The sequence below is a fragment of the Pseudoalteromonas sp. 2CM39R genome (assembly GCF_023161845.1).
Window position 1 is genome coordinate 103,133 of sequence record NZ_JALNTM010000007.1, and the last position, 23,809, is coordinate 126,941.

Here is a 23,809-nt window from a genome sequence, read left to right on the forward strand (position 1 = left end):
AATGGGCTTAAAAACTTTCTTAGAAGATATCGAACCACATTTTGAACCAGGTGGTAAGCATGAGAAATGGTACGCGCTGTATGAAGCTGCTGCGACTATTTTTTACACGCCAGGTTACGTAAATAAAGGTTCAACTCACGTTCGTGATAACATCGACCTAAAACGCATGATGATTTTAGTGTGGATGGCGACGTTCCCTGCCATGTTCTTTGGTATGTTCAATATTGGCCATCAAGCTGCAATTGCACTTGGTAATGGCTTTGAGCTAGCGAATATTTGGCAAGTAGGTTTATTCCAGTTACTTGGCGGTGAATTAACCGTTGATGCAGGCTGGGGGGCGAAAATGTTCTACGGAGCCTGTTTCTTCCTACCTATTTATGCAACTACCTTTATTGTTGGTGGTTTCTGGGAAGTGTTATTTGCTTCTGTGCGTAAGCATGAAGTTAATGAAGGTTTCTTCGTAACTTCTGTATTGTTCGCATTAATTCTGCCTGCAACGATTCCTTTATGGCAAGTTGCGCTAGGTATTACTTTTGGTGTAGTTATCGCAAAAGAAATATTTGGTGGTACAGGCCGTAACTTCTTAAACCCTGCGCTTGCTGGTCGTGCGTTTTTATTCTTCGCATACCCTGCACAAATTTCAGGTGACACAGTATGGACTGCCGTAGATTCATTCTCTGGCGCGACTATGCTTGGTCAAGCGTTTGCTGGTACGTTAAATTACGCGACTGATATTGAGCTTTGGTGGAATGCGTTTTACGGATTCATTCAAGGTTCTATGGGCGAAACGTCTACACTAGCTGTACTTATTGGTGGTTTATTCCTAATCTACGTGCGCATAGCGTCTTGGCGTATCGTGCTAGGTGTATTCCTAGGTATGGTAGTAACCTCATCAATACTGAACACCATTGGTTCTGAAACCAATGCGATGTTTGCTATGCCTTGGTACTGGCACATGGTATTGGGTGGTTTTGCATTCGGTATGTTCTTTATGGCAACTGACCCTGTATCTGCTGCATTTACTGATAAAGGTAAATTAGCATACGGTGTGCTTATTGGCTTTATGGTTATCATGATCCGTGTTGTTAACCCTGCATACCCAGAGGGCATCATGCTAGCAATCTTATTTGCTAACTTGTTTGCACCTTTATTCGATCACTTTGTAGTGCAAGCTAATATCAAGCGGAGGTTGGCACGTAATGTCTAGTAATAACGAATCAATTGGCAAAACGCTAGCTGTTGTTGTCTCATTATGTTTAGTGTGTGCAGTTATTGTATCGCTAACATCTGTACAACTACGCCCTCTGCAAAAAGCAAATAAAGCAAAAGATATTCAAAGCAATATCTTAGCTGCTGCTGGTATTGGCAAAGTTGATAACGTTGCCGAAACGTTTGATGCTAAAATCGAAACTCGCTTTGTTGATATGCAAAGTGGTGAGTTTGCTGAGCCGGTAGAAGATTTTGACTTTGAAAAAAGCAAATACGATGCTGATTTAAGTAAATCTTTAAAAGAGAATGGTATTAAAGACATCGCCGGTATTCAACGTATTACCAAGCGTGCGCCTGTTTATATCTCTAAAAAAGACGATGGCTCTACTGATGCAATCATCCTTCCTATTCAGGGTTATGGTTTATGGGGTTTAATGTACGGTTTTATCTCGCTTGAAAGCGATGGTGAAACTATTAAAGACATCATTTTCTACAAACATAACGAAACACCTGGTCTAGGTGGTGAAATTCAAAACCCACAGTGGACTGCAACGTGGGAAGGTAAAGAGTTACCAATCCAAATCGTTAAAGGGACTGCAGCCGGTGATGAGCATAAGATCGATGGTCTTTCAGGTGCTACATTAACGTCTAATGGTGTTGACCATGCAGTTGATTTTTGGACTGGCGAAAATGGCTTTGGCCCTTTCCTTGCGAAAGTACGTAAAGGAGCATTGAACTAATGGCTGATACTAAAGAAATGAAGGCGGTCCTATTTGGTCCAGTTTTCGCTAACAACCCAATCGCATTACAAGTACTTGGTATTTGTTCTGCGCTAGCGGTAACGTCTAGCTTAAAAAATGCATTAATCATGTCAATTGCATTGACCTTGGTAACTGCATTCTCTAGCCTTTTTATCTCGACTATTCGTAACCATATCCCATCATCAGTACGTATCATCGTACAGATGACGATTATTGCATCATTAGTAATCGTGGTTGACCAAGTACTACAAGCTTTCTCTTACGCTACGGCAAAAGAGTTATCAGTATTCGTTGGTCTAATCATTACTAACTGTATCGTAATGGGTCGTGCTGAAGCTTATGCAATGAAGTCGCCGCCATTAATGTCTTTCCTTGATGGTATTGGTAATGGCTTAGGTTACTCTGTAGTGTTACTTACTGTTGGCTTTATTCGTGAGTTATTCGGTAAAGGTTCACTATTCGGTGTTGATATTATTCCATTAGTACAAAATGGTGGTTGGTACCAACCTATGGGTCTATTGATCTTACCACCGAGTGCATTCTTCATCATTGGTTTATTCATTTGGGTACTTCGTACTTATAAGAAAGACCAAGTAGAAGCTAAAGCGTAAGGGGCGATAAGTGGAACATTATATTAGTTTATTTGTAAAAGCCGTTTTTATTGAAAACTTAGCGTTAGCATTCTTCCTAGGTATGTGTACTTTCTTAGCCGTGTCTAAAAAAGTAACTACATCAATTGGCCTAGGTGTAGCGGTTATTGTTGTATTAGGTATTTCAGTACCGGTTAACAACTTGGTTTACCATGCGGTATTAGCACCAGGTTCACTAGAGTGGCTTGGTTACCCAGAAGCAGATCTTAGCTTTTTACGTTTCTTAACTTTCATTGGTGTTATTGCAGCACTAGTGCAAATTCTTGAAATGGCATTAGATAAGTTCTTCCCACCGCTTTACAACGCATTAGGTATTTTCTTACCACTAATCACAGTTAACTGTGCAATTTTTGGTGCGGTAGCCTTCATGGTTGAGCGTAACTATAACTTCGGCGAGTCTGTTGTTTATGGTATTGGCGCTGGTGTGGGTTGGGCGCTTGCAATTACATTACTTGCAGGTATCCGTGAGAAAATGAAGTATTCAGACGTACCAGATGGTTTACGTGGTTTAGGTATTACCTTCATCACTGTTGGCTTGATGGGTCTTGGCTTTATGTCATTCTCTGGTATTTCACTGTAATAATAGCGAGGTCAATCATGGATATTTTCTTAGGCGTTGGTGTTTTTATCGCTATCGTTGTAATACTAGTTTTAATCATCATTGGTGCTAAATCTAAGCTAGTTGCAAGCGGTGATATCATCATCGGCATTAATGGCGATGCAGACAAAGCCATTAAAACATCAGCAGGTAGTAAGCTATTAGGTGCACTATCTGAGTCAGGTATTTTCGTATCTTCTGCATGTGGTGGCGGTGGCTCTTGTGGCCAGTGTCGCGTACACATTAAAGAAGGCGGCGGTGATATTCTGCCAACTGAACTTGACCACATCTCTAAAGGTGAAGCACGTGAAGGTTGTCGCCTAGCGTGTCAGGTTAATGTTAAAAACGACATGGAAATTGAACTTGAAGAGTCAATTTTCGGTGTTAAAAAATGGGATTGTGAAGTTATCTCTAACGATAACAAAGCGACGTTCATTAAAGAACTTAAGCTACAAATTCCTGATGGCGAGTCAGTGCCGTTCCGTGCGGGTGGTTACATCCAGATCGAAGCGCCAGCTCACCATGTTAAATATGCAGATTTCGATATTCCTGAAGAGTATCGTGGCGATTGGAACCATTTTGGTTTCTTCGATCTGGAGTCAAAAGTAGACGAAGAAACAATTCGTGCTTACTCAATGGCTAACTATCCAGAAGAAGAAGGCATCATCATGCTTAACGTGCGTATCGCTACGCCGCCGCCAAGAAACCTAAGCCTACCATGTGGTAAAATGTCTTCGTACATTTGGTCACTTAAAGAAGGCGATAAAGTAACTATTTCTGGTCCATTTGGTGAGTTCTTCGCTAAAGACACAGACGCTGAAATGGTATTCGTAGGTGGTGGTGCAGGTATGGCACCAATGCGTTCACATATCTTTGACCAACTTAAGCGTTTAAACTCTAAACGTAAAATTAGTTTCTGGTATGGTGCACGTTCTAAACGTGAAATGTTCTATGTTGAAGATTTTGACGGCCTAGCTGAGCAAAACGAAAACTTCGTTTGGCACACAGCGCTTTCAGATCCGCAACCAGAAGATAACTGGGAAGGCTACACAGGCTTTATCCATAACGTGTTATTTGAGAACTATCTTAAAGATCACGAAGCGCCTGAAGATTGTGAGTTCTACATGTGTGGTCCTCCAATGATGAATGCGGCTGTTATCACTATGCTTAAAGACTTAGGTGTTGAAGAAGAAAACATCTTACTAGATGATTTCGGTGGCTAATACCCAAACTGATTAAATTTAGTTAAAATACCAGCCTCGTCGCATTTTATGTGACGAGGCTTTTTTATATTAATTTTTAACCTATTAAGTAGGGTTGTTATGAACAAAGTAAATACTCCCCAGGGCATAATCGCCTTATTTATAATCACGCTGACTTTACTATTATCTGGATGTGGAAAATCAGTCCCAGAGGAAACCTACTTAGAAGGTAAAACGATGGGTACAACTTACCACATTAAGTTTTACGCTGAGCAAGTTGACCCTCAAGCAGTACAAGCAGAAATCGATGCGGTTTTAGTTGATATCAACCAGTCTATGTCGACCTATATCGAAGATTCTGAAATAAACACCTTTAACCGTTTAGATGCCAACGAAGTAATGCCAATCAGTGATGACTTCAGGGCAGTTATTAGTGAATCTATGCGTATAGGTAATTCAACTAAGACCCTAGATGTGACTATGGGGCCGTTGATAGATTTATGGGGGTTTGGCCCAGATAAAAAACCAACAAAGCGCCCAACGAATGAAGCTCTGGCAAATATGATCAATAACATTGGTATAGATAAGTTGGTCCTTAACGAGCAAGGCTTAGCAAAAACGATGGCTGATTTAGAGTTGTCGTTTTCAGCTACAGCAAAAGGATATGGTATTGATAAAGTGGCTGAGCTATTACAAAGCAAAGGCATTACAGATTACATGGTTGAGATTGGCGGGGAGTTACGTATTGCTGGTACAAAACCAGACAATCAAGCATGGCGAATAGCAATTGAACAACCTGATGCAAACCCAGGTGAGCGAAAAGTACACCGTGTACTTGCACCAGGCAATAACGGTATTGCCACCTCAGGTGATTATCGAATCTTTTATACAATGGATGGCGAAACCTATACTCACCTTATTGATCCTATGACAGGGATGCCAATTAAGCATGACTTAGTTTCTGTTACAGTTTTACACCCTAGCGCTATGACGGCCGACGGTTTAGCGACTGCTTTAACGGTTATGGGAATGGAAAAAGCACAACGTTATGCGCAGCAGCATGATTTACCAGTGTATTTAATTGCTAAATCGCCTGATGGTTTAGTCACTTATTCAAGTCCTGCGTTTAAGCCTTATTTATAGTCTTTAGGTTTATATCCTTAGCATGAGGGTATATAATATACGGAGCTCAAATACGCTATTTGAGCTCATTTTATTGCTGAACAATAGGGGCTAAGCAATGTCACTTTTTTTTCTAACCTTTGGCTTACTTATTTTAATTGTCGCTGCGATGGCGATAGGCATGATAGTTCAAAGAAAATCGATGGCGAGTAGCTGCGGAGGCCTAGGCTCTGTAGGTATTGATAAAGCGTGTGATTGCGATGATCCATGTGATAAACGCAAAAAGCGTCTAGCCAAAGAGCAAGTATGGAAAGAAAACCAAATTCTTTAAATAGATTTATTTCTGTTTAAACAAAAAACCTCTCGTAGCTCACTACGGGAGGTTTTTTATTTATATCGCCATAAATAAATCACCAGCTGATAAAATAATCGTGTTTTTATCTTGAACAGAAAACTCTCTTTGTTATACTCATGCCCGAACTTTCAGTAAGTTTTGAAAGTTCTATTGATGCGGATCAAAACTAGCTTAGCCAAATAGTGCTAATGCGTTGAGACTGTATTTCATGTCACTGTATAAGGCTTTACGGCTGCAACCTGTTTTTGTTGCCACGGTGTATGCCAAATTTTGTTATTAGTCATTTTAATAGGTTAATGTTTTTGAACTCATTTTCTTTGTTTCATACCAGCGCTTTGCTTACCTTAGGTAAGTCAGTGTTGCATGAGCGCTTTAATAAAGCGAAAAGAGGCGTGAGTGTGGCTATAACATTATTAGTTTTTAATGCCGTTATGTTGCTTAGTGGCGCTATTGAGGATGCCTTTAGGCTTGAAGCATTGGTGAGTGATGGCTTTTTTATAGAGCCATTATTACTGACTATTGCTGAATTCTTAGCTCATCCTATCTTATCGTGTCAGTTACTTATTGGCCTTTGTTGGCTATTGTTCCACATGTTTCCAGCGCGTCGTGCTGGAATAATCCTCCGTAAAGCAGCCTTTGCTTTTAGCGAGGCTAAAGTTCATCAACCCGTGCAAGCTGCACATGGTTGTCGTGCTCCACCTAGCTTTACAGGTTGTCTGTTTACCCATTAATTTTTATGGGTATAGGTTACACCTGTGGTATCTAATTATTTATTCTTGCTGTAAATAACGATTACTTTCATTGTAGCTTAGTGTTTTTACACACTCTCAGCCAACCACACCTCACCCAAGTTAATTTTTATTGCGTTATATTAATGTGTTTAAAAAAGCTGGGTTGGTTCTGCTAGGTGTTTTTTATTAAGCCAGTAGTCAATACTTCATGCTTGCATTCGCTCTGCATTATTTGTAATTCAATCTTAATTAACTTGGGTTTTTATCAAATATCGTTGCTAAATATTTTTGGCAGCTAATAAAAACTCTTTAGGTTTTAGGATAGTCCCTTGTTAATTCGTAACCTTTTTAATATTGCTTTAGCTAGTATGGCGCTGATTTTATCAGGCTGTAATGGCGGGGTACTCGACCCAAAAGGGCAGATAGGTATTGATGAGAAAAATCTGATCATCATCGCCACTGTGCTTATGTTGTTAGTTGTGATCCCCGTTATTGTGATGACTTTATATTTTGCTTGGAAATACAGAGACACACAAAACCATGAAATTTACGCACCAAAATGGGCTCACTCTAATAAGATTGAGGCTGTTGTATGGGCGGTTCCTATTGTTATTGTTGTTATTTTAGGTGTGATCACCTGGCAGTCAACTCAAGAGCTTGACCCTTATAAACCGATAGAGGGTAAAGGTGAACACTTAACTGTTGAAGTGGTGTCACTTAATTGGAAGTGGTTATTTATTTACCCTGAGCAAGGTATTGCTACGGTAAACGAATTGGTATTTCCTGCTAATGTTCCGGTTGAATACAAAATCACCTCAGAAAGTACCATGAACTCGTTTTTCATTCCCCAGTTAGGTAGTCAAATTTACTCAATGGCGGGCATGGAAACTAAGCTGCATTTAATCGCTAATGAGCCAGGCACGTTTAAAGGCTTTTCGGCTAATTACAGTGGCGCCGGTTTTACTGGTATGAAATTTAATGCCATCGCAACACCAACAAAAGCTGACTTTAGCCAGTGGGTTGAGCAGGTTAAAACCAACGCTAATAGCCTTACTCATGCCAATTATGTTGAGCTTGCCAAAGCGAGTGAAAACAATCCCGTCGCTTATTATGGCAAGGTTGATGACGGTTTATTTCATACCATAGTGATGAAATACATGCAGGCGCATGGCGATATGAACAAAAAACATCACTCGATGGGTAAACATCAGCAGATGAGTAATGAGCATCAGGCAATGGGTAATCATTCAATGCCATCATCACACGGCCAGGGCGAGGAATAATCATGTCGTTTTTAGGTAAATTATCTATAGATGCAATTCCGTTTCATGAACCTATTATCATGGTTACCATGGCGGTGATTGCTATTGTCGGGCTTATTATAGCCGGACTAATAACAAAATATAAAAAATGGGGTGTGCTTTGGCGCGACTGGATCACCTCGGTTGATCATAAACGCTTAGGCGTCATGTACATTTTATTAGCGCTAATCATGCTGTTTCGTGGTTTTTCTGATGCCATTATGATGCGTGCGCAGTTAGCGCTTGCTACCAGTGGTGCACCAGGTTACCTGCCGCCAGAACATTACGACCAAATATTCACCGCCCATGGCGTTATTATGATCATCTTTATGGCAATGCCATTTATGATTGGTTTAATGAATATTGTTGTACCACTGCAAATTGGTGCTCGCGATGTGGCTTTTCCATTTTTAAATAATTTAAGTTTTTGGTTTACTGCCAGTGGCGCAATTTTAATAAATTTATCACTTATATTTGGTGAATTTGCTAAAACAGGCTGGGTTGCTTATCCACCGCTGTCGGAGTTGACCTTTAGCCCTGGGGTGGGGGTCGATTATTATATTTGGGCCTTGCAAATATCGGGGCTCGGTACGCTATTAACCGCTGTTAACTTCCTAGTGACAGTATTTAAAATGCGTGCCCCTGGTATGACACTGATGAAAATGCCAATTTTCACATGGGCATGTACATGGGCAAATATCTTAATTGCGGCATCATTTCCAATTTTAACCGCAGTGCTGGCCATGCTAACGCTAGACCGTTATTTAGATTTTCACTTCTTCACTAATGAAGCAGGCGGAAACGCCATGATGTATATCAACCTGTTTTGGGCATGGGGTCACCCAGAGGTATACATTTTAGTATTACCAGCTTTTGGTATTTTTTCTGAAATAGTGTCGACCTTCACTGGTAAACGTTTATTTGGTTATAAATCGATGGTATATGCCAGCGGTGCCATTTCTATTCTTGGCTTTATTGTATGGTTACACCACTTCTTTACTATGGGCTCAAGCGCCAATGTAAATGCCTTCTTTGGGGTGATGACCATGGTCATAGCTGTGCCTACTGGGGTTAAGTTATTTAGTTGGTTGTTTACTATTTACCGTGGCCGTTTGCGCATTACTGTACCGGTACTTTGGACGCTTGGTTTTATGGTTACCTTTAGTATTGGTGGTATGACGGGGGTATTACTGGCAATCCCTGGTGCCGATTATGTATTGCATAACAGCTTATTTTTAATCGCTCATTTCCATAACACCATCATTGGTGGCGCAGTATTTGGCTACTTAGCCGGATTTGTTTTTTGGTTTCCAAAAGCAATGGGCTTTAAACTTGATGAGCGTTGGGGTAAAGCGTCATTTTGGTGTTGGTTAATCGGTTTCTTCGTAGCCTTTATGCCATTGTACGTACTCGGCTTTTTAGGCATGACGCGTCGCTTAAACCACTCTAATAATCCTGATTGGAATATCTGGCTTTATATTGCTGCAGTGGGCGCCGTGATTATTATGTTCGGTATTATTTGCCAAGTTATTCAGCTTTATGTGAGCTTTAAAAACCGCGAAGCGCTTGATGATACCACTGGCGATCCTTGGAACGGTCACACCCTTGAATGGTCAACGTCATCACCACCGCAATACTATAACTTTGCTGAAATCCCGCATGTTGATGATATTGATACATGGACTGATATGAAAGAAAAAGGCCTAGCTTATCAAGGTAAATCTAGCTATAGCCCAATTCATATGCCAAAAAATACCGCTTCGGGTGTGCTTATTGCTGCGAGTTTAACGGCGTTTTGTTTTGCCATGATCTGGCATATTTGGTGGCTAGCAGGGCTTGGTTTTATTGGCGCGATTGCGCTGTTTATTAACCGTGCTTACACCAGTGATGTAGATTACTACGTGCAAAACGATGAAATATTACAAATTGAAGGCGCGCATATTGCCAGTAATACGAAGGAGGTAAGCGCATGAGTACGTTATCTGCAACTCAAGGCCATGTAAATTTAGAGCCTCATAGCGTAAGTCATACGCATGAACATCACGATACCTCTGGCGATACAATCTTTGGTTTTTGGCTTTATTTAATGACCGATTGCCTTTTATTTGCCTCATTTTTTGCAACCTACGCAGTGCTTTATATGAACACTGCAGGTGGTGTATCGGGCAAAGATATTTTTGAGCTTGATTTTGTTGCCGTAGAAACTGCGGCGCTACTTATAAGTAGTATTACTTTTGGTTTTGCCATGATTGCCGCTCAAGGGCAAAAAAAGGCGCTGACGCTTGGTTGGCTCGCGGTCACTTTTTGTTTAGGCGCGGTGTTTATTGGTATGGAAATTTATGAGTTTCATCATTTAATTGTTCATGGCAATGGCCCACAGCAAAGTGCTTTTTTAACATCGTTTTTCTCATTAGTGGGCTTGCATGGTTTACATGTAACTGCAGGCCTTATCTGGATGAGCATAATGATGATTGAGGTGATTAAGCGCGGTTTAAGTAAACAAACCGTCACGCGCTTAAGTTGCTTAAGCTTATTTTGGCACTTTTTAGATATTGTGTGGATTTGTGTATTTACCGTTGTTTATTTAATGGGGGCAATGTAATGAGCCATAGCGAAACACATGCTTTAGAGAAAATGCAAAGCCAACATCATGATCAGTCACACGGTAGTGTTAAAACATACCTAATTGGCTTTGTATTGTCAGTGATTTTAACGGCCATTCCATTTTGGATGGTGATGGAGGGCGACTTTTCAAAGGTCACCACACTTTGGAGTATCGTTACTCTAGCAATCGTGCAAATTTGGGTGCATTTAAAATACTTTTTACACCTTAATTTCACCACTGATGAAGGTAAAGCGAATACCTTTACCTTCTTGTTTAGCGCGTTGATCATCGTCATGGTGGTTGGACTGTCTGTTTGGATCATTTATGAATCAAACGCAATGATGATGTACTAGAGGTTTCAGATGTTTCGTCGTTATTTAGCTGTTACTAAGCCAGGTATTATTATGGGGAATTTGATCAGCGTTGCCGGTGGTTTTTTACTCGCCGCCCGCGGTGATATAGACCCATGGTTAATGTTGGTTACCTTGGTTGGTTTATCGCTTGTTGTTGCATCGGGATGTGCCATAAACAATGTTATTGATAGAGACATTGATGTTGCCATGGCGCGCACTCGCTCACGTGTGACTGTAACGGGTGAAATGTCTGCAAAAGCCGCTTTAAGCCATGGCGTGTTATTAGGGCTAATTGGCTTTGGCTTATTAATCGCCTTTACCACTCAAGCGGCGGTATTTTTTGCCGCCTTTGGCTATGTTATCTATGTAGGGGTTTATAGCCTCTACATGAAACGCAACTCTGTTTACGGCACCTTTATTGGTAGTCTGTCGGGCGCAGTTCCACCTGTTGTTGGCTATTGCGCCGTTACGGGTGTGTTCGATATAGGCGCATTAATACTGCTGGTGATGTTTAGTTTGTGGCAAATGCCGCATTCATATGCGATTGCTATTTTTCGCTTTAAGGATTACCAAGCCGCTAATATTCCAGTATTACCCGTGGCGCAAGGTGTTAATAAAGCTAAGCGCCATATTGTGCTTTATATTGCAGTATATGCCTTAGTAGTGATGTTATTGCCAATTAGTGGTTATACCGGTGCTGCCTTTATGGCCGTTGCCTGTATCACCAGTTTTTGGTGGTTACTCATGGCACTTAGAGGGTATCGCTACAACATAGACACCACCCGTTGGGCACGCCAAGTGTTTGCGTTCTCAATTATTAATATTACCGCTTTGAGTATTGCCATGGCGGTAGATTATCAAACAATTGCGCCACAGTTAGTGGCGCTAAACTGATCTTATCTGATCAATGAACCGAGTTAATTCCCAAAGTTAACCAAAGGCTCTGAGCATTGCGAGGAGCCTTTTTTCATTCCTAAAACAAGGCCGCTATTGAGTCCTTATTGGCATCTACCAGACTTTGTTTTATTTTATTTCTTATAGCGGCTGATTTATTTTGACTGAGTTTGAAGTTACCTTGCCAGTGAATTGGCGTAAGCTCTATAAAACTCAGGTGTTGATACATTGTATTGCGATGCTGCTCAGGCACTTCATCAATTTTCCACTCAGGCTCAAATGTTTTCTCAAAATGACTAGTAAGGGTTCGCATTACGAGATCTTTTTTTAGCTCATCTTTAATAATATGTACTTTTGCAGTCACTAACACCGATGCGTAAAGCCAGCTAGGCAATGTTTGATTATCCGCATAGGAGGGTGATAAATAGCAATTGTCACTATTAAAGAGTAAATTCACCTGTTTATTATCAAGCTTTGATAGTGGATTATGCTTTGCTACATGTGCAATAAACATATTTTCTAAAGAGTTGAATAACATAGGTACATGACAAATGTTATTTAATTGACTATTTGAGCAGGGCATAAAAATAGTTGCTAATGGAAAGTTATTAATAAGCGCATGCAATTGCTCGGTATTTTTTTGCATAAAGTGCTCGGGTGGGTACATTATAATTGCTCCTCAAGTCGTAGCTTTATAGCTGGCCATTGTTCGTCAATAATGCTGAATTTTGCGGTGTTGCGATATGAACCATCTTCTAGGCGTCGGTCTTTTTGGGCGATTCCTTCAAACTTAGCGCCTAAACGGGCAATGGCATTGCGTGATTGTTGATTGTGCTCATGGGTATTAAAGCTAATCCGTACTAAATTAAGCTGATTAAATGCATATCTCAGAAGTAAATATTTTGCATGCGTATTTACGTATGTCCGCTGTGCAGTGAAGCTGATAAAGGTATGGCCAATTTCGGCGCTTAAGTTGTCACTGTCTAACCTAAATAAACGGGTTGTGCCAACAACTTGCTGTGAATGTTTATCAATAATGGCAAATACCACTTGCTCGTTTTGATTAAACTGCGCGCTATGTGTAAACCATTGCTCCAACTTAACTTGAGTTTGTGCGTAATTACTTAATACCCACTGCCAAATTTGTGGGTGTTTACCTGCTTGATATAGACCCTCGAGATGTTTGAGTTTAAGTGGCTCTAAGGCAACCTTGTTGGTTTGATGAATTTGCGTTGTGAACATTATAAGCCCCATATTTTGCTATTTATTCATAACAAATGTACGCTTTATTGGTTTATTAAAAACAACCAAAATTTAATTTTTACCTATACCAGTTTGGAAGGTGTTTATGCAGCCACTTAATATAAAGCTCACTAGCCAGAGTAAAGCTAAATACCTGCAAATAGCAGATGCACTTAGGGAGTCGATTATAAAAGGGGACATTCTCGCTGGCAGCAAACTCAGCTCTGCACGCGATATGGCACAAGCATACGGATTAAACCGTCATACAATAATGAATGCCCTACAACTTCTTGTCGCAGAAGGATGGTTGGAATCCTATGAACGATCAGGCTACAGCGTTACCAATACATTGCCTATTCAAAACAGTATAAACACTGCCCAGTCTCAAGCATTGGATCCTAAGCCGTATCGATTTGCTACCACGCTTACGGTGTCAGAACCTACAATGGACTTAAATCACTATGCTTATAACTTTGCTGGAGGCTTACCCGATTTAACATGCTTTCCCTATAAAGAATTTAAACGCTCTGTAAGTCATGTGTTTAATCATTTAGATACCAGCCAATTTCACTATGGTAATGTGGCTGGGGAGCCTAATTTAAAATCGCAAATTAGTCATTATTTACACAAAGTACGAAACCTAAAAACAGCCGATATTCTTATGTGTAATGGCTCTCAAGAAGCGCTTTTTTTAGTATCAAAAGCCTTTATTAATAAAGGCGATTATGTTGCAACCGAAACCTTAGGTTACCCGCCTGCTCGTAAAGCATTTGCAGCATGTGGCGCGCAGCTTATAGATATAAAACAAGATGATGAAGGGTTGTGTGTTGATGATTTAAAAACTCAGCTTGAACGCTATCCCATTAAACTTCTGTATTTAACGCCACTGCATCAATACCCAACGACTGTGACCTTATCACCCACCCGGCGCTTACAAATTTATCAGCTGTGTTATGCCCATAATGTGATGATTATTGAAGATGACTACGACCATGAATTTCACTACCGTTGCCAGCCTTTGCAACCCATGGCTGCCGATGACCCCGCAGGCATTGTGATATATCTATCAACGTTTTCAAAAATTATGTTTTCAGCAGCAAGGATTGGTTATATCTGTGCAGCGCCTGGGGTAATCGCACAATTAACCGCATGGAAGCAGCTAATGAACCATAAAAATGATGTGGTTATGCAATTAGCTGTCGCACACTGGATGAAAGAAGGTGGTTTTGAACGCCATTTAAAGCGTATGACAAAGCTCTATAAGCAGCGCTATGAAGCGATGGGTGATTATCTAACGCAGCTGCAATTATCAGGCTATCCAATTGAATATATAAAACCTGATGGTGGTATGGCTATGTGGGTTAATTTAAATAAACCGGTGGATCAATTAAAGCAAGTACTACAAAGTAAAGGTGTGTATATACAGGTTGAGCCTGAATTTTACTTTAAAGACTCAGAACGTAGCTTAATACCTAAGCAACATAGTTATGTACGTTTAGGATTTGCTGGGCAATCAACTTTGGCGATGCAAGCTGGGCTTAAATTGATTGCTGAACACGTTTTCAAATAAAGCTTATTTACTTAAGCTTTCAGCATCATAAAACATCGGTTTCAATGTGCCACAATTTATAAACTTATAATTTAGCTCACCAGCAGAGGGCACTTCAGTTGAGGTGCGAAACTTTTGTAAACAGGCACCACTTAAATCAACAAACATAATATGATGATAGCTTGGTGGTTGAGTTATTTGGTGAATGTAAATACGCTCGTTATTTTTTAGCGTAACCATGTCGTACTGTTGCCATTTTGAGGCTGGGCTTAAATCAGTTAGCTCACGAGTAAATAACTGCTCGCTAAGCTCTATTAATTTATCGCTGTAAACTAAGCTACCTCCTTGTCTATAATCTCCAAGATACACATCTGCGGTAATCGCGACTTCTTCGCCTCGCATTAAGCGTTGAATATTAAACGGCTTTGATTTTACTGTAACTAACTCAGCATCACGTACTAAATCTAAAAATGGAATATCAGATACATCTACCTTGTACATAACATGCATATCAAAGGGAAGCTCAAAGCTTGGAATGTTAATGGCGTATACACTTGAGCCTTTATTAACCAATACCATGGCATGCTCTGCTTCATATTTGGGGTTTAATGGCGGAAGTTCTGGTGGCTCTTCGGCATTAGCAAGCGAGCTGGTACAAAATACAATGCTGATAAATAAAGATACGAAGTAGGGTAGCCGCATAATAACCTCAATTAATTTATAGATATAAAGTGTAGTATACATTTATAAAAAATTATCTTTAGTTAAATTTTAGTAAGGCTTAAACGTGATACACACTAAAGCTTTAGTGTGTATCAGTATATTTAGAGTTAGCTATTATTTAATTGCTTTTTTCACTTCTCGCCAGTCAATAACTTTAAAGTTTTGCGGTTGCAGTGGCATACGGTTGTAGCCGTCTTGCACTATAAGCATGCCTTCAGGATAACCTGGTAAAGCTTTTGCTGTAACGGTTAAACCGTCAGTTTCACCTACGCCATCTATGCCTTTATCTAGGTTAGCAATCACATTAAACTTACCTGCAAAACTGAGGCTAGGCTGTGTATCATCTGAGATTTTGTAAAGCACATAGCTATTATCGCCTTGGCTTGATACCACTAAATAGCGCCCATCATTAGCATGATAAATTTCCATACCTTCTACATCTGCCACCAGTTGTTCATTCACACTTTGTAGCTTTACTGCTTTGTTACCAGCGGTAGGCTCTGCGCCGATATACCAAATACCAGCATCTTCTTCACCTGCAAATAATTGGCCTAGTTTATCATCAGCACTACAGCCTTCTGGCTGACTAGGTAGGGTAAATTCTCTGACCAATTCACCTGTTACGGAATTAGCATTACCAGTTAATTTGTATTGTTGAAATAAACCTGATTTATCATTAACAAATACGTAATGGCCAGAATCAGACGAATACATACACATACCGTAAATCTCAGGTAGGTTAGTCGCGACCTCTGTTACATGGTTTAGTTTGTTATCGCCATCAACAGTAAATACGCTAATACTGTTAAGCGTACGGTTGCTGGCAGTGATCCACGTATGGGTTTCGTTGTTTATACCTTGATGTTGGCGCACATCAACATTATTTAAACGCCCTATATTGAGCGACTGTACTTTGTTGCCAGCAAGGTCATAAACCATCAAGCCGCGGCGTTTATCTGTGCCTAAAATTAAGCTGTTTTTAGCGTCTTGCTCATTTATCCAAATTGCTGGGTCATCTGCTGCATCACCAAACGCTGCAACCGGTGTGGTTTGTGCGCTGGCATGAAGGTGAGTCATAGCAACTTTGCTATTTGAGACAGAAGTTTGCGCTGCGTAGTTAACGTTTGCTTGAATGTAAGCGCCGGTTTCATCATCAAACAAAACTAGCTGCGCTTGATTGTCATTAATAAAGCTTGCTGCAACAGACTCAATAGTGTACTCACCTGACAGTGACCATTGGCTAAGCGTGTCTGTTTGAGCTTGGTAAGCATAAACCATACTATCGTCAGTGGCGCTGAGCCATAAAGTACCGTCTTGTGATACTGATAAAGCTCCGATTTCAGTTTTTAATTCGCCGTATGGCTGTACTAAAGCCACAGGTTGCTTATTGGCATCTGATTCTGCATCAGCATTAATGGCCCACACTCCGAGCTCTGCCTCACCCACATACAGGGTTTTTGTGTCGTCATTTACTGTACAACCTGAAGCCTCAGTGACCGCAGGAAATTCACGTACTGCGATATTTTTAGCTTGGTTAGTTGCTAAATCATATATAACCGTTTCGCTGATCAGGCCGCGAACATCTGGCACAAATGCTGATACAGTCTCGGTATTGCTGTTTTTAAATAAACACACAGCATCAGGTTGAGCTTGAGGCGGACTAATACGAGTGAGTTCATTAAGCTGCCAAGTTTGGCCATTTTTTGTAAGCTTAAAAATAGCTACGTTGTCTTGGCTTTTATCAAGACTGGCTAATATAAATTGCTGCGCTGATAATTGTTTTAGTGAAATTGACTCAAAGTTACCGGCTAACAACACACTGCTTTTCTCGTTATCGGTAAGTAATAAGCCCTGGCTTTCGCTCGCCATTAGCCATTGATTATTACCAAGTGCAGCTGCTTGTGAGCCTTGCATGTTTTGTTGTGGGCCAAATAGCTTAGCCTCAACAGCCGGCTTTGCTATTTCTGTCGTGTTTTGGGTATCGTCATTACTTGTACAACCGCCAAGCGCAGTTAAAAGCACAGCACTTGATAGTACCGCTAAAATTGTATTTAGTTCAAAGTTCATTATTTTATCCTTTACTTATCTATGTGCTTTTCAGTGCTAAAACGTACTTCACCAAGGTGATTAATCGCGCTTACACTGAGAGTTTCGCCATTGATAGAGATACTTAAAAAACCCGGTGTTGCTTCTGCGTAGCGGGTAAACTCACGTTGTTTTACAAACCGTGCTTCACTGCCACCACCAGAGACAAAGTGAGCCACCTTGCTATTTTTTGGTTGATTGTATTGCAAGTCGTGCTCGTGCCCTGCGATATAAGCGTGCACGTTATGACGCTCCAAAATAGGTTCTAAAATGTCGCGAAGCCCTTGGTTGCGGCCAAAGCGTTTGCCGCTTGAGTAAAGCGGGTGATGGCCTACCACAATTTTCCATTTTGCTTTACTGCCAGCAAGCTGGGTTTCAAGCCAAGTAAGTTGGGTTTTATAGCCTTGCCCTTGGGTTGAACGGTATTTATCACGATCTTTATATTCAGGCTGAATTGGATTGGTATCTAAAAAAACCATTAACACTTGCTCATTGTTTTCAAGCGAAAATGTTTTACTGTAGTACCTTGCAGGTAACTGCCAGCGCTGGCTTTTTTCTGTGTAGTCAATTTGTGCTTGGGCATTACCCAAGTAATCGTGATTACCTAACACAATATACCAATCTTCAAATGTGTGCGGGCCATGGTATATGTTCTCAAAGGCTGATTGCCAAAGAGGATCGTTCACGCTTGCCACACCATTTGGGTAAAAGTTATCGCCGGTCGAGACAATAAAATCGGCATCGGTTTGGTACATGGCAATTTCTAGCTGATGAGCCACTTCTTTTTGATAAAAGTGGCCGTTGTGTCCCCAATCACCAATAACCATAAAGTTAAGGCTGTCGGGTAGCGTAGTTAACTTGGTTATTTTTTGTTGCTGGTATAGTGCATCTTTATAAATAACAGGCTCGTTTGCACTAAGCGCTGATGAGCACAGTAGCGCAGCCATTATGAAAGACAATTTAAACATGTTCTAACTCCAAAAAAGCACGCGATGGTTTGCCAATACGTGCTTAAAATGACAATACGTGTGATTAGAATGCGTAACGCAACATTACTTGAATCACTGGGCCTGCTTCTTCCGATTCAAGCTCGTACTCATCAAAGTCACGATTGTTTTGATCATCAAGCGAGTCAAACTTGTTGAAGACTTCATCTTTACTGGCATCCAGTAAGTTTGAACCTACAAGGCGAAGAGTGATGTCATTCCAGCGCTTTTCAACGAAAAGCTCTAAATCAGCTCCGTAAGAAGTTGTCACTTCTTCACCCACGAAGCGCCCGTATGCATCACCTTGGTTACGGTACGTTGCCCCAAATGATGCGCGTAGTGTTGGTAAATCTTGGATAAAGCCAACGTTATAAACATAATCAGACTGGTCGTTAAATTTACGCTTACCAAAACTGTCTTCAACTTCACTGTCGAGCCAAGAGTAATTTAAGAAGATACCTGTATTAGGCATGTTCAAGGCGCTAAGTGGGGTTGATAAATCAAACTCAATACCTTGAACTGTGCCGTCGCCGGTATTTTGTGGTTGCAGTACAAATGTGCCTTCGCCTTCTGAGCCTTCAACACCGGTACTGGCAATTTCAATAAGGTCGCTAACGTCACGGTAAAATACGTTTACACCTACAACGCCACTTTTACCTAAACGGTATTCGTAACCTAAATCGATACCCCAAGATGATTCTGGTTTAAGGCTTGGGTTGCCTAAAAAGTCATTATCAGCGAGCTCTTCTTCAAGTAGGGCGGGTGTCATGTAGTCAAAGTCAGGGCGACGTAAGCTGCGAGCAACAGAGGCGCTGACTCGTCCGTTATCACTGACGCTGTAACGAAAGTGAGCCGACGGTAAGAAAAAGTCATAATCATTTTCGGCAGTAACGCCTTCATTTGTATCGGTAATGCTTGAGTCAGTTGACTCCCAGCGCACACCCATCTCCCATGAGAACACATCCGCTTCATGCTTGATTAGCGCAAATAAATCAAAACGGTCTTCTTCAAGTTTATTAACACCGCCGTCTACTGGTTCAAATTCGTTATTAAAACCGGCAAGAGTCAGTGGATTCTGAGAGAATTGCTCCCAATTGGTAAAGTCTTTTTCCAGCTCATCTTCAGCGACAAAAATGGCGGTATCGCGCTCTTTGCCTTGCACAAAAGCACCAAATTGAACTTCTTTCGAGTCACCTACCAGTAAGCTGTGCTGCCATTGTAATGACCATTCTTTATCATCGATATCAACGGTTTCTTCTGCTTCTTCAAACACCATTGGGAGCTCTGAGGTATCAAGCTCAACTTCTTGTTCGTAAACAGACTCTTCAAAGCTGGCATAGCCTACTTTAAATTTGCTGGTACCGCCCAGTAGTGGTAATTCATAGCCAGAATTAATGTTGTAGTTGGTTTGATCAATAAACGAAACGTTTGCGTTATCTGAGATTAAATTACCACCCTCAACGACAGAGCCTGAGGTTGCAGATGCGTCGTCGTATTCAAAAGAGCGCTCATCTTCGGTACGATCGGTATCAACCCACATGGCGCTAATATCAAACTTGCCACCGTTATCAAACACCTTTTCAAAGCTGGCATTTAAAGAGGTATCATCACCATCACGGATATCAGATTGATCTTCACGGTTATCAAAATCGTCTGTTGCGTAATTAGGGTTATTTTCAGGGCTATCGCCATAACGTCTGCTTGATTTTTGTTTTGGGTTATAACGACCTTGTAAATTGGCACCTACTAGTAAACGGCCACCTGCAAACTCAGTACCGTAAACGCCCGCAAAGCTTTCTTTTAGTTCGCCGTCATCGTAACGTAAGCCACCAGCGCGAATATAACCACCGTCTAAGCTGTAGCCATCGCGAAGTACAATATTAAGTGTGCCTGCTATGGCATCGGCAGAGCGGTTGGCACTAGATGAACGAATAATTTCTACACGCTCAATTAATTCTGCTGGAATACGGTCCACAAAAAATGAACGGTCAGCACCGGCGCCCGGAACTTCTTCGCCATTAATAAGTACTTTTGTGTAAGCAGGGCTTAAGCCGCGCATACGTGCGCCGTCTGATTCAAGTACGTCAGATAAAAAAGTCACACTAGGAACACGCTTTAGCGCATCACCGGCGGTAAGTGGCTCAAAGCGTTGAAAGTATTCTTGTGAGTATTCCAGCGTGGGCGCTAGTTCTTGCGAGCGGTTGCGATAACCAATCTCGCCATAGACCACAAGCTCTTCAGAAACCTTTACTTCAGGTTCCCTTGGCGATGTTTGTTCCTCTGCATTCACGCTAACACTAAATTGGCTCAGTGCTAATGCCGCCACAACAGCATTTAACTTAAATTGTTTCATTGATTTGCTCCGGTTGTCCTTGGTTTGGTGAGCAAACTAAAAAAAGTTAATGACGCTAATGTGACAGTTTTACAGTTAATTCCTGACAAAACGCCAACTTAGTACTTTTCAAACAGACATTTGAGCTTTTTAAACACGGCTCCAGCGCACTAAAAATGGTTATTACTAGGTTAAATACTTATAAATTTTAATCTCAATGTCATATCAATGAGCCAAAATGACTCTGCCTAATAAATCAGTACCGCGCTAGCATACGTAATAGTGTAAATCTTAGAAGACTTAAACAATGCGATATAACCCATTTACCAGCCATGCAAAATTAACTAATACCATCATTTTATTATTAGTTATTGCTGTAGCAATATGCGCTTACTTTGGCGAACTTAAGCAATGGCAAGAAATTGCGTGGCTCGATATTGTTGGTGAGGGCGGTATTGTGTTGATGACCCTCAGCTGGATAGTTGCGTTACTTATTTCACGTCCGCCAGGCAAAGTAACTACCTTATTAGTGTTAGGTTTAGGTTTGTTTATGTTCTCAGCTACACTCGATTTACTTGATGAGTGGTTAAAACAACCTTCACAATTATGGCTCACCTGGTTTGAGTCACTACCAGCGCCGTTTGGTATGTCGCTTACCAGCGCAGGGCTTTATTATTGGCATCAAGAGCAATTTGTTTTAAATCGTCAATTGCGTCGTCGTGAAGCGCATCTTCGCGAACATGAAAAGGTCTGTCCGGTAACAGGGTTATACCGAGTTAACTACTTACATTCACTCATGCAGCAACAACAAACAGAGCAGCAAGGGGGTACTTTAGGTGTTATTGATATTCGTGATTTTGCAAAGTTTAATGCGCAGTTTGGTTTTAGTGAAGGTGATAGGTTACTAAGAGAAATTAGTGATTTATTAGTAATGAATTGCCGGTTAAATGATGTGCTTTGTCGCTATGCCGGAGATTGCTTTATTGTGCTTATGCCGAATACCAGCCAAAGCCAAGCCAAAGAATTACTAGCGCAAATGAAAGCGGCGCTTAACCATTGTGCGTTTAAAGTCGCAAAAAGCAAAGGCGCACAGTTTCAGCATATTTTAACCGCCACCATGGCAATGGATTTAGCGCAAGATCCAGTGCAGCAAACCAGCCAGTTACATCAACAATTACAACAAGAAAAGGCGCTTGTAGGTGCAGCAGTATATTAGCCTAGATGATAAATACCTCAGCGCGGAGGGAATGATCACTGCGCTGGTGGAGCTTGCTCAAGGACGAGGGATCCCGCTGCATAAATTGCTGCGTGGTACGGGTATTTTTGAGCAAGATTTATATGATCTATCACAGCGCTTTAGTTTATCGCAGTTATTGGCTTTAATTAGCCAGTTTAAAGCCTTAATGAAGAGTAATGATAGTGGCTTTTTACTGGGTCATCAATTGGTTAATGACGTTAGCCCAGCAGTGCAAAGTGTGCGTTTAAGCCCCAGTTTAGGTATGGCTTTGAAGCAATTACAACAAATTAGTACCGTTATTGCCCCTTTATTATTTACCCGTAGGCATATATTTAAAGACGATTTATATCTGTACTTGCAACCGAGTATCGGTATTGACGAGTCATTAAAAAATTATTGTTTTGAAATATACAGCGCTGCGTTAATGAGCTTACTAAAACGAGTATGTAATGTGTATCCACATTGTTATTTTGACTTTACCTGTAAACGCCCGCGGCATATTCAAGAATATGAGCAGCACTTAGGCTTACGAATACGGTTTGAACAACCCTATACCCGTTGGCACTTTAATAAACAACTACTTAAGTGCACAAACCCAGAGGCTAGTCAGCTTAGGTGGCAGCAGTGCATAGCGCAAAGTGAGTTACATAAGAATGTATCACAGTCTTTTGTTGAGGCTGTGTGCCAGCGCATTTACCGTGATAAAAACAACAGCCTTGCTAACAGTGCTGAGCATTTTGCCATGAGCTCTGCTACGTTTAAACGTAAGTTAAAACAACACGGTGTCAGTTACTCTCAATTACAAGATGAGCAAAATAAACTAAAAGCTCTGCATTTACTGGGGGTGTGCCAGCAAGGTAATGAACGTGTGGCTGATCGGCTTGCATTTTATGATATTCCTAACTTTCGCCGAGCATTTAAGCGTTGGACCGGCATTACGCCAAGTCAGTTAAAAATATAATTAAAAACTAGCCGCTTGCTCTATAACAATGCCATGGCGCTTTGCTAGGCGCTGATGATCTCTGTCATAGCCTCCACCAATCACAGTGGCAACAGGAGTATTATTTGCAAGGCAGCGTTTAAGCACTAAGTGATCGCGCTTTTCTATCCCTTGCCAACTAATATCCAGTTTGCCTAAGCCATCCTCTTGCCAAATATCAACGCCAGCATCGTATAAAACAAGATCCGGGTTAAGCTCGTTTAATAAAAATTGCAGCGTATCGTCAACAATACCTAAATATTCAGCATCTTGCATATTATTGGCTAAACCAATATCTAAATCGCTAGGGGACTTTCTAAATGGGAAGTTTTTTTCACAGTGTATTGAACAGGTAAACGCATAAGGTTGATGGGACAACATAGCTGCGGTGCCATCGCCTTGGTGAACATCTAAATCAAAAATCAGTACGTTGGTCACTTCACGATTTTGAATTAACGTTTGTGCGGTAAAAGCTAAATCGTTCACCATACAAAAACCCGATCCAAAATCACTGTGGGCATGGTGAGTGCCGCCCGCTAAATGGCACGCAAGCCCATTTTTAAGCGCTAAACGCGCGGTTTGCAGTGTTCCTAGCGGGGCGGTAAATGTGCGGTTCATTAGTGCTTGTGACCAAGGCAGGCCAATACGGCGCATGGCTTTTTCGTCTAGGCGGTTATGCCATAAATCGTGAATGTAATTTTCACAATGTACTATTTCTAGCTCTTCTACACTACCATGTGGTGGCTCTATGATATTACTGCCAGCAAGTCCAAGGGTTTTAACATGCTGGTGTAGCTGAGCAAATTTACTCATTACAAAGCGATGCTTGGGATCAAAACTAAACGAGTAGTTAGGATGATAAACTAAAGGTAGATTGGGGTTTAAACTCATATCT

General features: G+C 41.1%; 23 protein-coding genes. 16 read left to right on the forward strand and 7 right to left on the reverse strand.

Features of this window, described 5'->3' with window-relative positions; all coding sequences use genetic code 11:
• Nucleotide 1 precedes the first annotated feature (1 nt).
• The 13 genes from MTF66_RS16845 to cyoE all read left to right on the forward strand — a co-directional run bounded on the left by MTF66_RS16845 (nt 2) and on the right by cyoE (nt 11,781).
• A complete protein-coding gene (locus tag MTF66_RS16845; RefSeq protein WP_138620819.1) occupies nt 2–1,207 on the forward strand; it encodes an NADH:ubiquinone reductase (Na(+)-transporting) subunit B in 1,206 nt (401 codons plus the stop codon).
• On the forward strand, nt 1,200–1,949 hold the full coding sequence (locus MTF66_RS16850; RefSeq protein WP_008111895.1) for a Na(+)-translocating NADH-quinone reductase subunit C: 750 nt from the start codon (nt 1,200–1,202) through the stop codon (nt 1,947–1,949). Before MTF66_RS16845 ends, MTF66_RS16850 begins: the two co-directional genes overlap by 8 nt.
• Nucleotides 1,949–2,581, forward strand: a complete 633-nt coding sequence (locus MTF66_RS16855) for an NADH:ubiquinone reductase (Na(+)-transporting) subunit D (RefSeq protein WP_006791491.1) — start codon at nt 1,949–1,951, stop codon at nt 2,579–2,581. The genes MTF66_RS16850 and MTF66_RS16855 overlap by 1 nt, the downstream gene beginning before the upstream one ends.
• A gap of 10 nt (nt 2,582–2,591) precedes the next feature.
• Nucleotides 2,592–3,200, forward strand: a complete 609-nt coding sequence (nqrE, locus tag MTF66_RS16860; protein ID WP_006791490.1) for an NADH:ubiquinone reductase (Na(+)-transporting) subunit E — start codon at nt 2,592–2,594, stop codon at nt 3,198–3,200.
• 17 nt (nt 3,201–3,217) lie between these two features.
• On the forward strand, nt 3,218–4,441 hold the full coding sequence (nqrF, locus tag MTF66_RS16865; protein ID WP_008111899.1) for an NADH:ubiquinone reductase (Na(+)-transporting) subunit F: 1,224 nt from the start codon (nt 3,218–3,220) through the stop codon (nt 4,439–4,441).
• A gap of 99 nt (nt 4,442–4,540) precedes the next feature.
• Nucleotides 4,541–5,563 carry an FAD:protein FMN transferase gene (locus MTF66_RS16870; RefSeq protein ID WP_138605619.1) on the forward strand — a complete coding sequence of 341 codons (1,023 nt, stop codon included), beginning with the start codon at nt 4,541–4,543 and terminating at the stop codon, nt 5,561–5,563.
• Between the two features lie 97 nt (nt 5,564–5,660).
• Nucleotides 5,661–5,873, forward strand: coding sequence for a (Na+)-NQR maturation NqrM (gene nqrM / locus MTF66_RS16875; RefSeq protein WP_010391098.1), 213 nt, complete (start codon nt 5,661–5,663; stop codon nt 5,871–5,873).
• A gap of 326 nt (nt 5,874–6,199) precedes the next feature.
• Complete coding sequence (locus tag MTF66_RS16880) at nt 6,200–6,628, forward strand: hypothetical protein (protein ID WP_138620821.1); 429 nt, start codon at nt 6,200–6,202, stop codon at nt 6,626–6,628.
• Nucleotides 6,629–6,957: 329 nt separating this feature from the next.
• The gene (cyoA, locus tag MTF66_RS16885) at nt 6,958–7,911 is read left to right on the forward strand and encodes a ubiquinol oxidase subunit II (RefSeq protein WP_076919993.1); all 954 of its coding nucleotides are present in this window, start codon (nt 6,958–6,960) and stop codon (nt 7,909–7,911) included.
• Nucleotides 7,912–7,913: 2 nt separating this feature from the next.
• On the forward strand, nt 7,914–9,902 hold the full coding sequence (gene cyoB, locus MTF66_RS16890) for a cytochrome o ubiquinol oxidase subunit I (protein WP_008111914.1): 1,989 nt from the start codon (nt 7,914–7,916) through the stop codon (nt 9,900–9,902).
• Complete coding sequence (gene cyoC, locus MTF66_RS16895; RefSeq protein WP_138620823.1) at nt 9,899–10,531, forward strand: cytochrome o ubiquinol oxidase subunit III; 633 nt, start codon at nt 9,899–9,901, stop codon at nt 10,529–10,531. Before cyoB ends, cyoC begins: the two co-directional genes overlap by 4 nt.
• The gene (gene cyoD, locus MTF66_RS16900; protein WP_036956792.1) at nt 10,531–10,887 is read left to right on the forward strand and encodes a cytochrome o ubiquinol oxidase subunit IV; all 357 of its coding nucleotides are present in this window, start codon (nt 10,531–10,533) and stop codon (nt 10,885–10,887) included. Before cyoC ends, cyoD begins: the two co-directional genes overlap by 1 nt.
• Nucleotides 10,888–10,896: 9 nt before the next feature.
• Nucleotides 10,897–11,781, forward strand: coding sequence for a heme o synthase (cyoE, locus tag MTF66_RS16905; RefSeq protein ID WP_109875610.1), 885 nt, complete (start codon nt 10,897–10,899; stop codon nt 11,779–11,781).
• A 79-nt stretch (nt 11,782–11,860) separates the two neighbouring features.
• Here cyoE and MTF66_RS16910 read toward each other — a convergent pair whose 3' ends face one another.
• Both MTF66_RS16910 and MTF66_RS16915 read right to left on the reverse strand, forming a co-directional pair.
• Nucleotides 11,861–12,448 (reverse strand): FMN-binding negative transcriptional regulator, encoded by a 588-nt coding sequence (locus MTF66_RS16910; protein WP_138620825.1) that lies wholly within the window; start codon nt 12,446–12,448, stop codon nt 11,861–11,863.
• A complete protein-coding gene (locus tag MTF66_RS16915; RefSeq protein ID WP_138620827.1) occupies nt 12,448–13,023 on the reverse strand; it encodes a GNAT family N-acetyltransferase in 576 nt (191 codons plus the stop codon). The genes MTF66_RS16910 and MTF66_RS16915 overlap by 1 nt, the downstream gene beginning before the upstream one ends.
• Nucleotides 13,024–13,129: 106 nt before the next feature.
• On the opposite strand from MTF66_RS16915, the gene MTF66_RS16920 reads away from it, so the two are divergent.
• Complete coding sequence (locus tag MTF66_RS16920; protein WP_248527691.1) at nt 13,130–14,593, forward strand: PLP-dependent aminotransferase family protein; 1,464 nt, start codon at nt 13,130–13,132, stop codon at nt 14,591–14,593.
• A gap of 3 nt (nt 14,594–14,596) precedes the next feature.
• Here MTF66_RS16920 and MTF66_RS16925 read toward each other — a convergent pair whose 3' ends face one another.
• From MTF66_RS16925 to MTF66_RS16940, 4 genes are all read right to left on the reverse strand, one after another.
• On the reverse strand, nt 14,597–15,274 hold the full coding sequence (locus tag MTF66_RS16925) for a hypothetical protein (RefSeq protein ID WP_055011764.1): 678 nt from the start codon (nt 15,272–15,274) through the stop codon (nt 14,597–14,599).
• 135 nt (nt 15,275–15,409) lie between these two features.
• On the reverse strand, nt 15,410–17,362 hold the full coding sequence (locus MTF66_RS16930) for a phytase (RefSeq protein ID WP_248527692.1): 1,953 nt from the start codon (nt 17,360–17,362) through the stop codon (nt 15,410–15,412).
• 11 nt (nt 17,363–17,373) lie between these two features.
• Nucleotides 17,374–18,348 carry a metallophosphoesterase gene (locus tag MTF66_RS16935; protein WP_248527693.1) on the reverse strand — a complete coding sequence of 325 codons (975 nt, stop codon included), beginning with the start codon at nt 18,346–18,348 and terminating at the stop codon, nt 17,374–17,376.
• 64 nt (nt 18,349–18,412) lie between these two features.
• Nucleotides 18,413–20,719, reverse strand: a complete 2,307-nt coding sequence (locus tag MTF66_RS16940; RefSeq protein ID WP_248527694.1) for a TonB-dependent siderophore receptor — start codon at nt 20,717–20,719, stop codon at nt 18,413–18,415.
• Between the two features lie 286 nt (nt 20,720–21,005).
• Between MTF66_RS16940 and MTF66_RS16945 the strand changes: the two genes are divergently transcribed.
• Nucleotides 21,006–21,914 (forward strand): GGDEF domain-containing protein, encoded by a 909-nt coding sequence (locus MTF66_RS16945; RefSeq protein WP_010391112.1) that lies wholly within the window; start codon nt 21,006–21,008, stop codon nt 21,912–21,914.
• Nucleotides 21,898–22,896, forward strand: a complete 999-nt coding sequence (locus MTF66_RS16950; protein ID WP_248527695.1) for an AraC family transcriptional regulator ligand-binding domain-containing protein — start codon at nt 21,898–21,900, stop codon at nt 22,894–22,896. The genes MTF66_RS16945 and MTF66_RS16950 overlap by 17 nt, the downstream gene beginning before the upstream one ends.
• Here the strand turns inward: MTF66_RS16950 and MTF66_RS16955 are convergent, their stop codons facing one another.
• Nucleotides 22,897–23,805 (reverse strand): histone deacetylase, encoded by a 909-nt coding sequence (locus MTF66_RS16955; RefSeq protein WP_138620840.1) that lies wholly within the window; start codon nt 23,803–23,805, stop codon nt 22,897–22,899. It abuts the gene before it with no gap.
• Between the last annotated feature and the right edge of the window lie 4 nt (nt 23,806–23,809).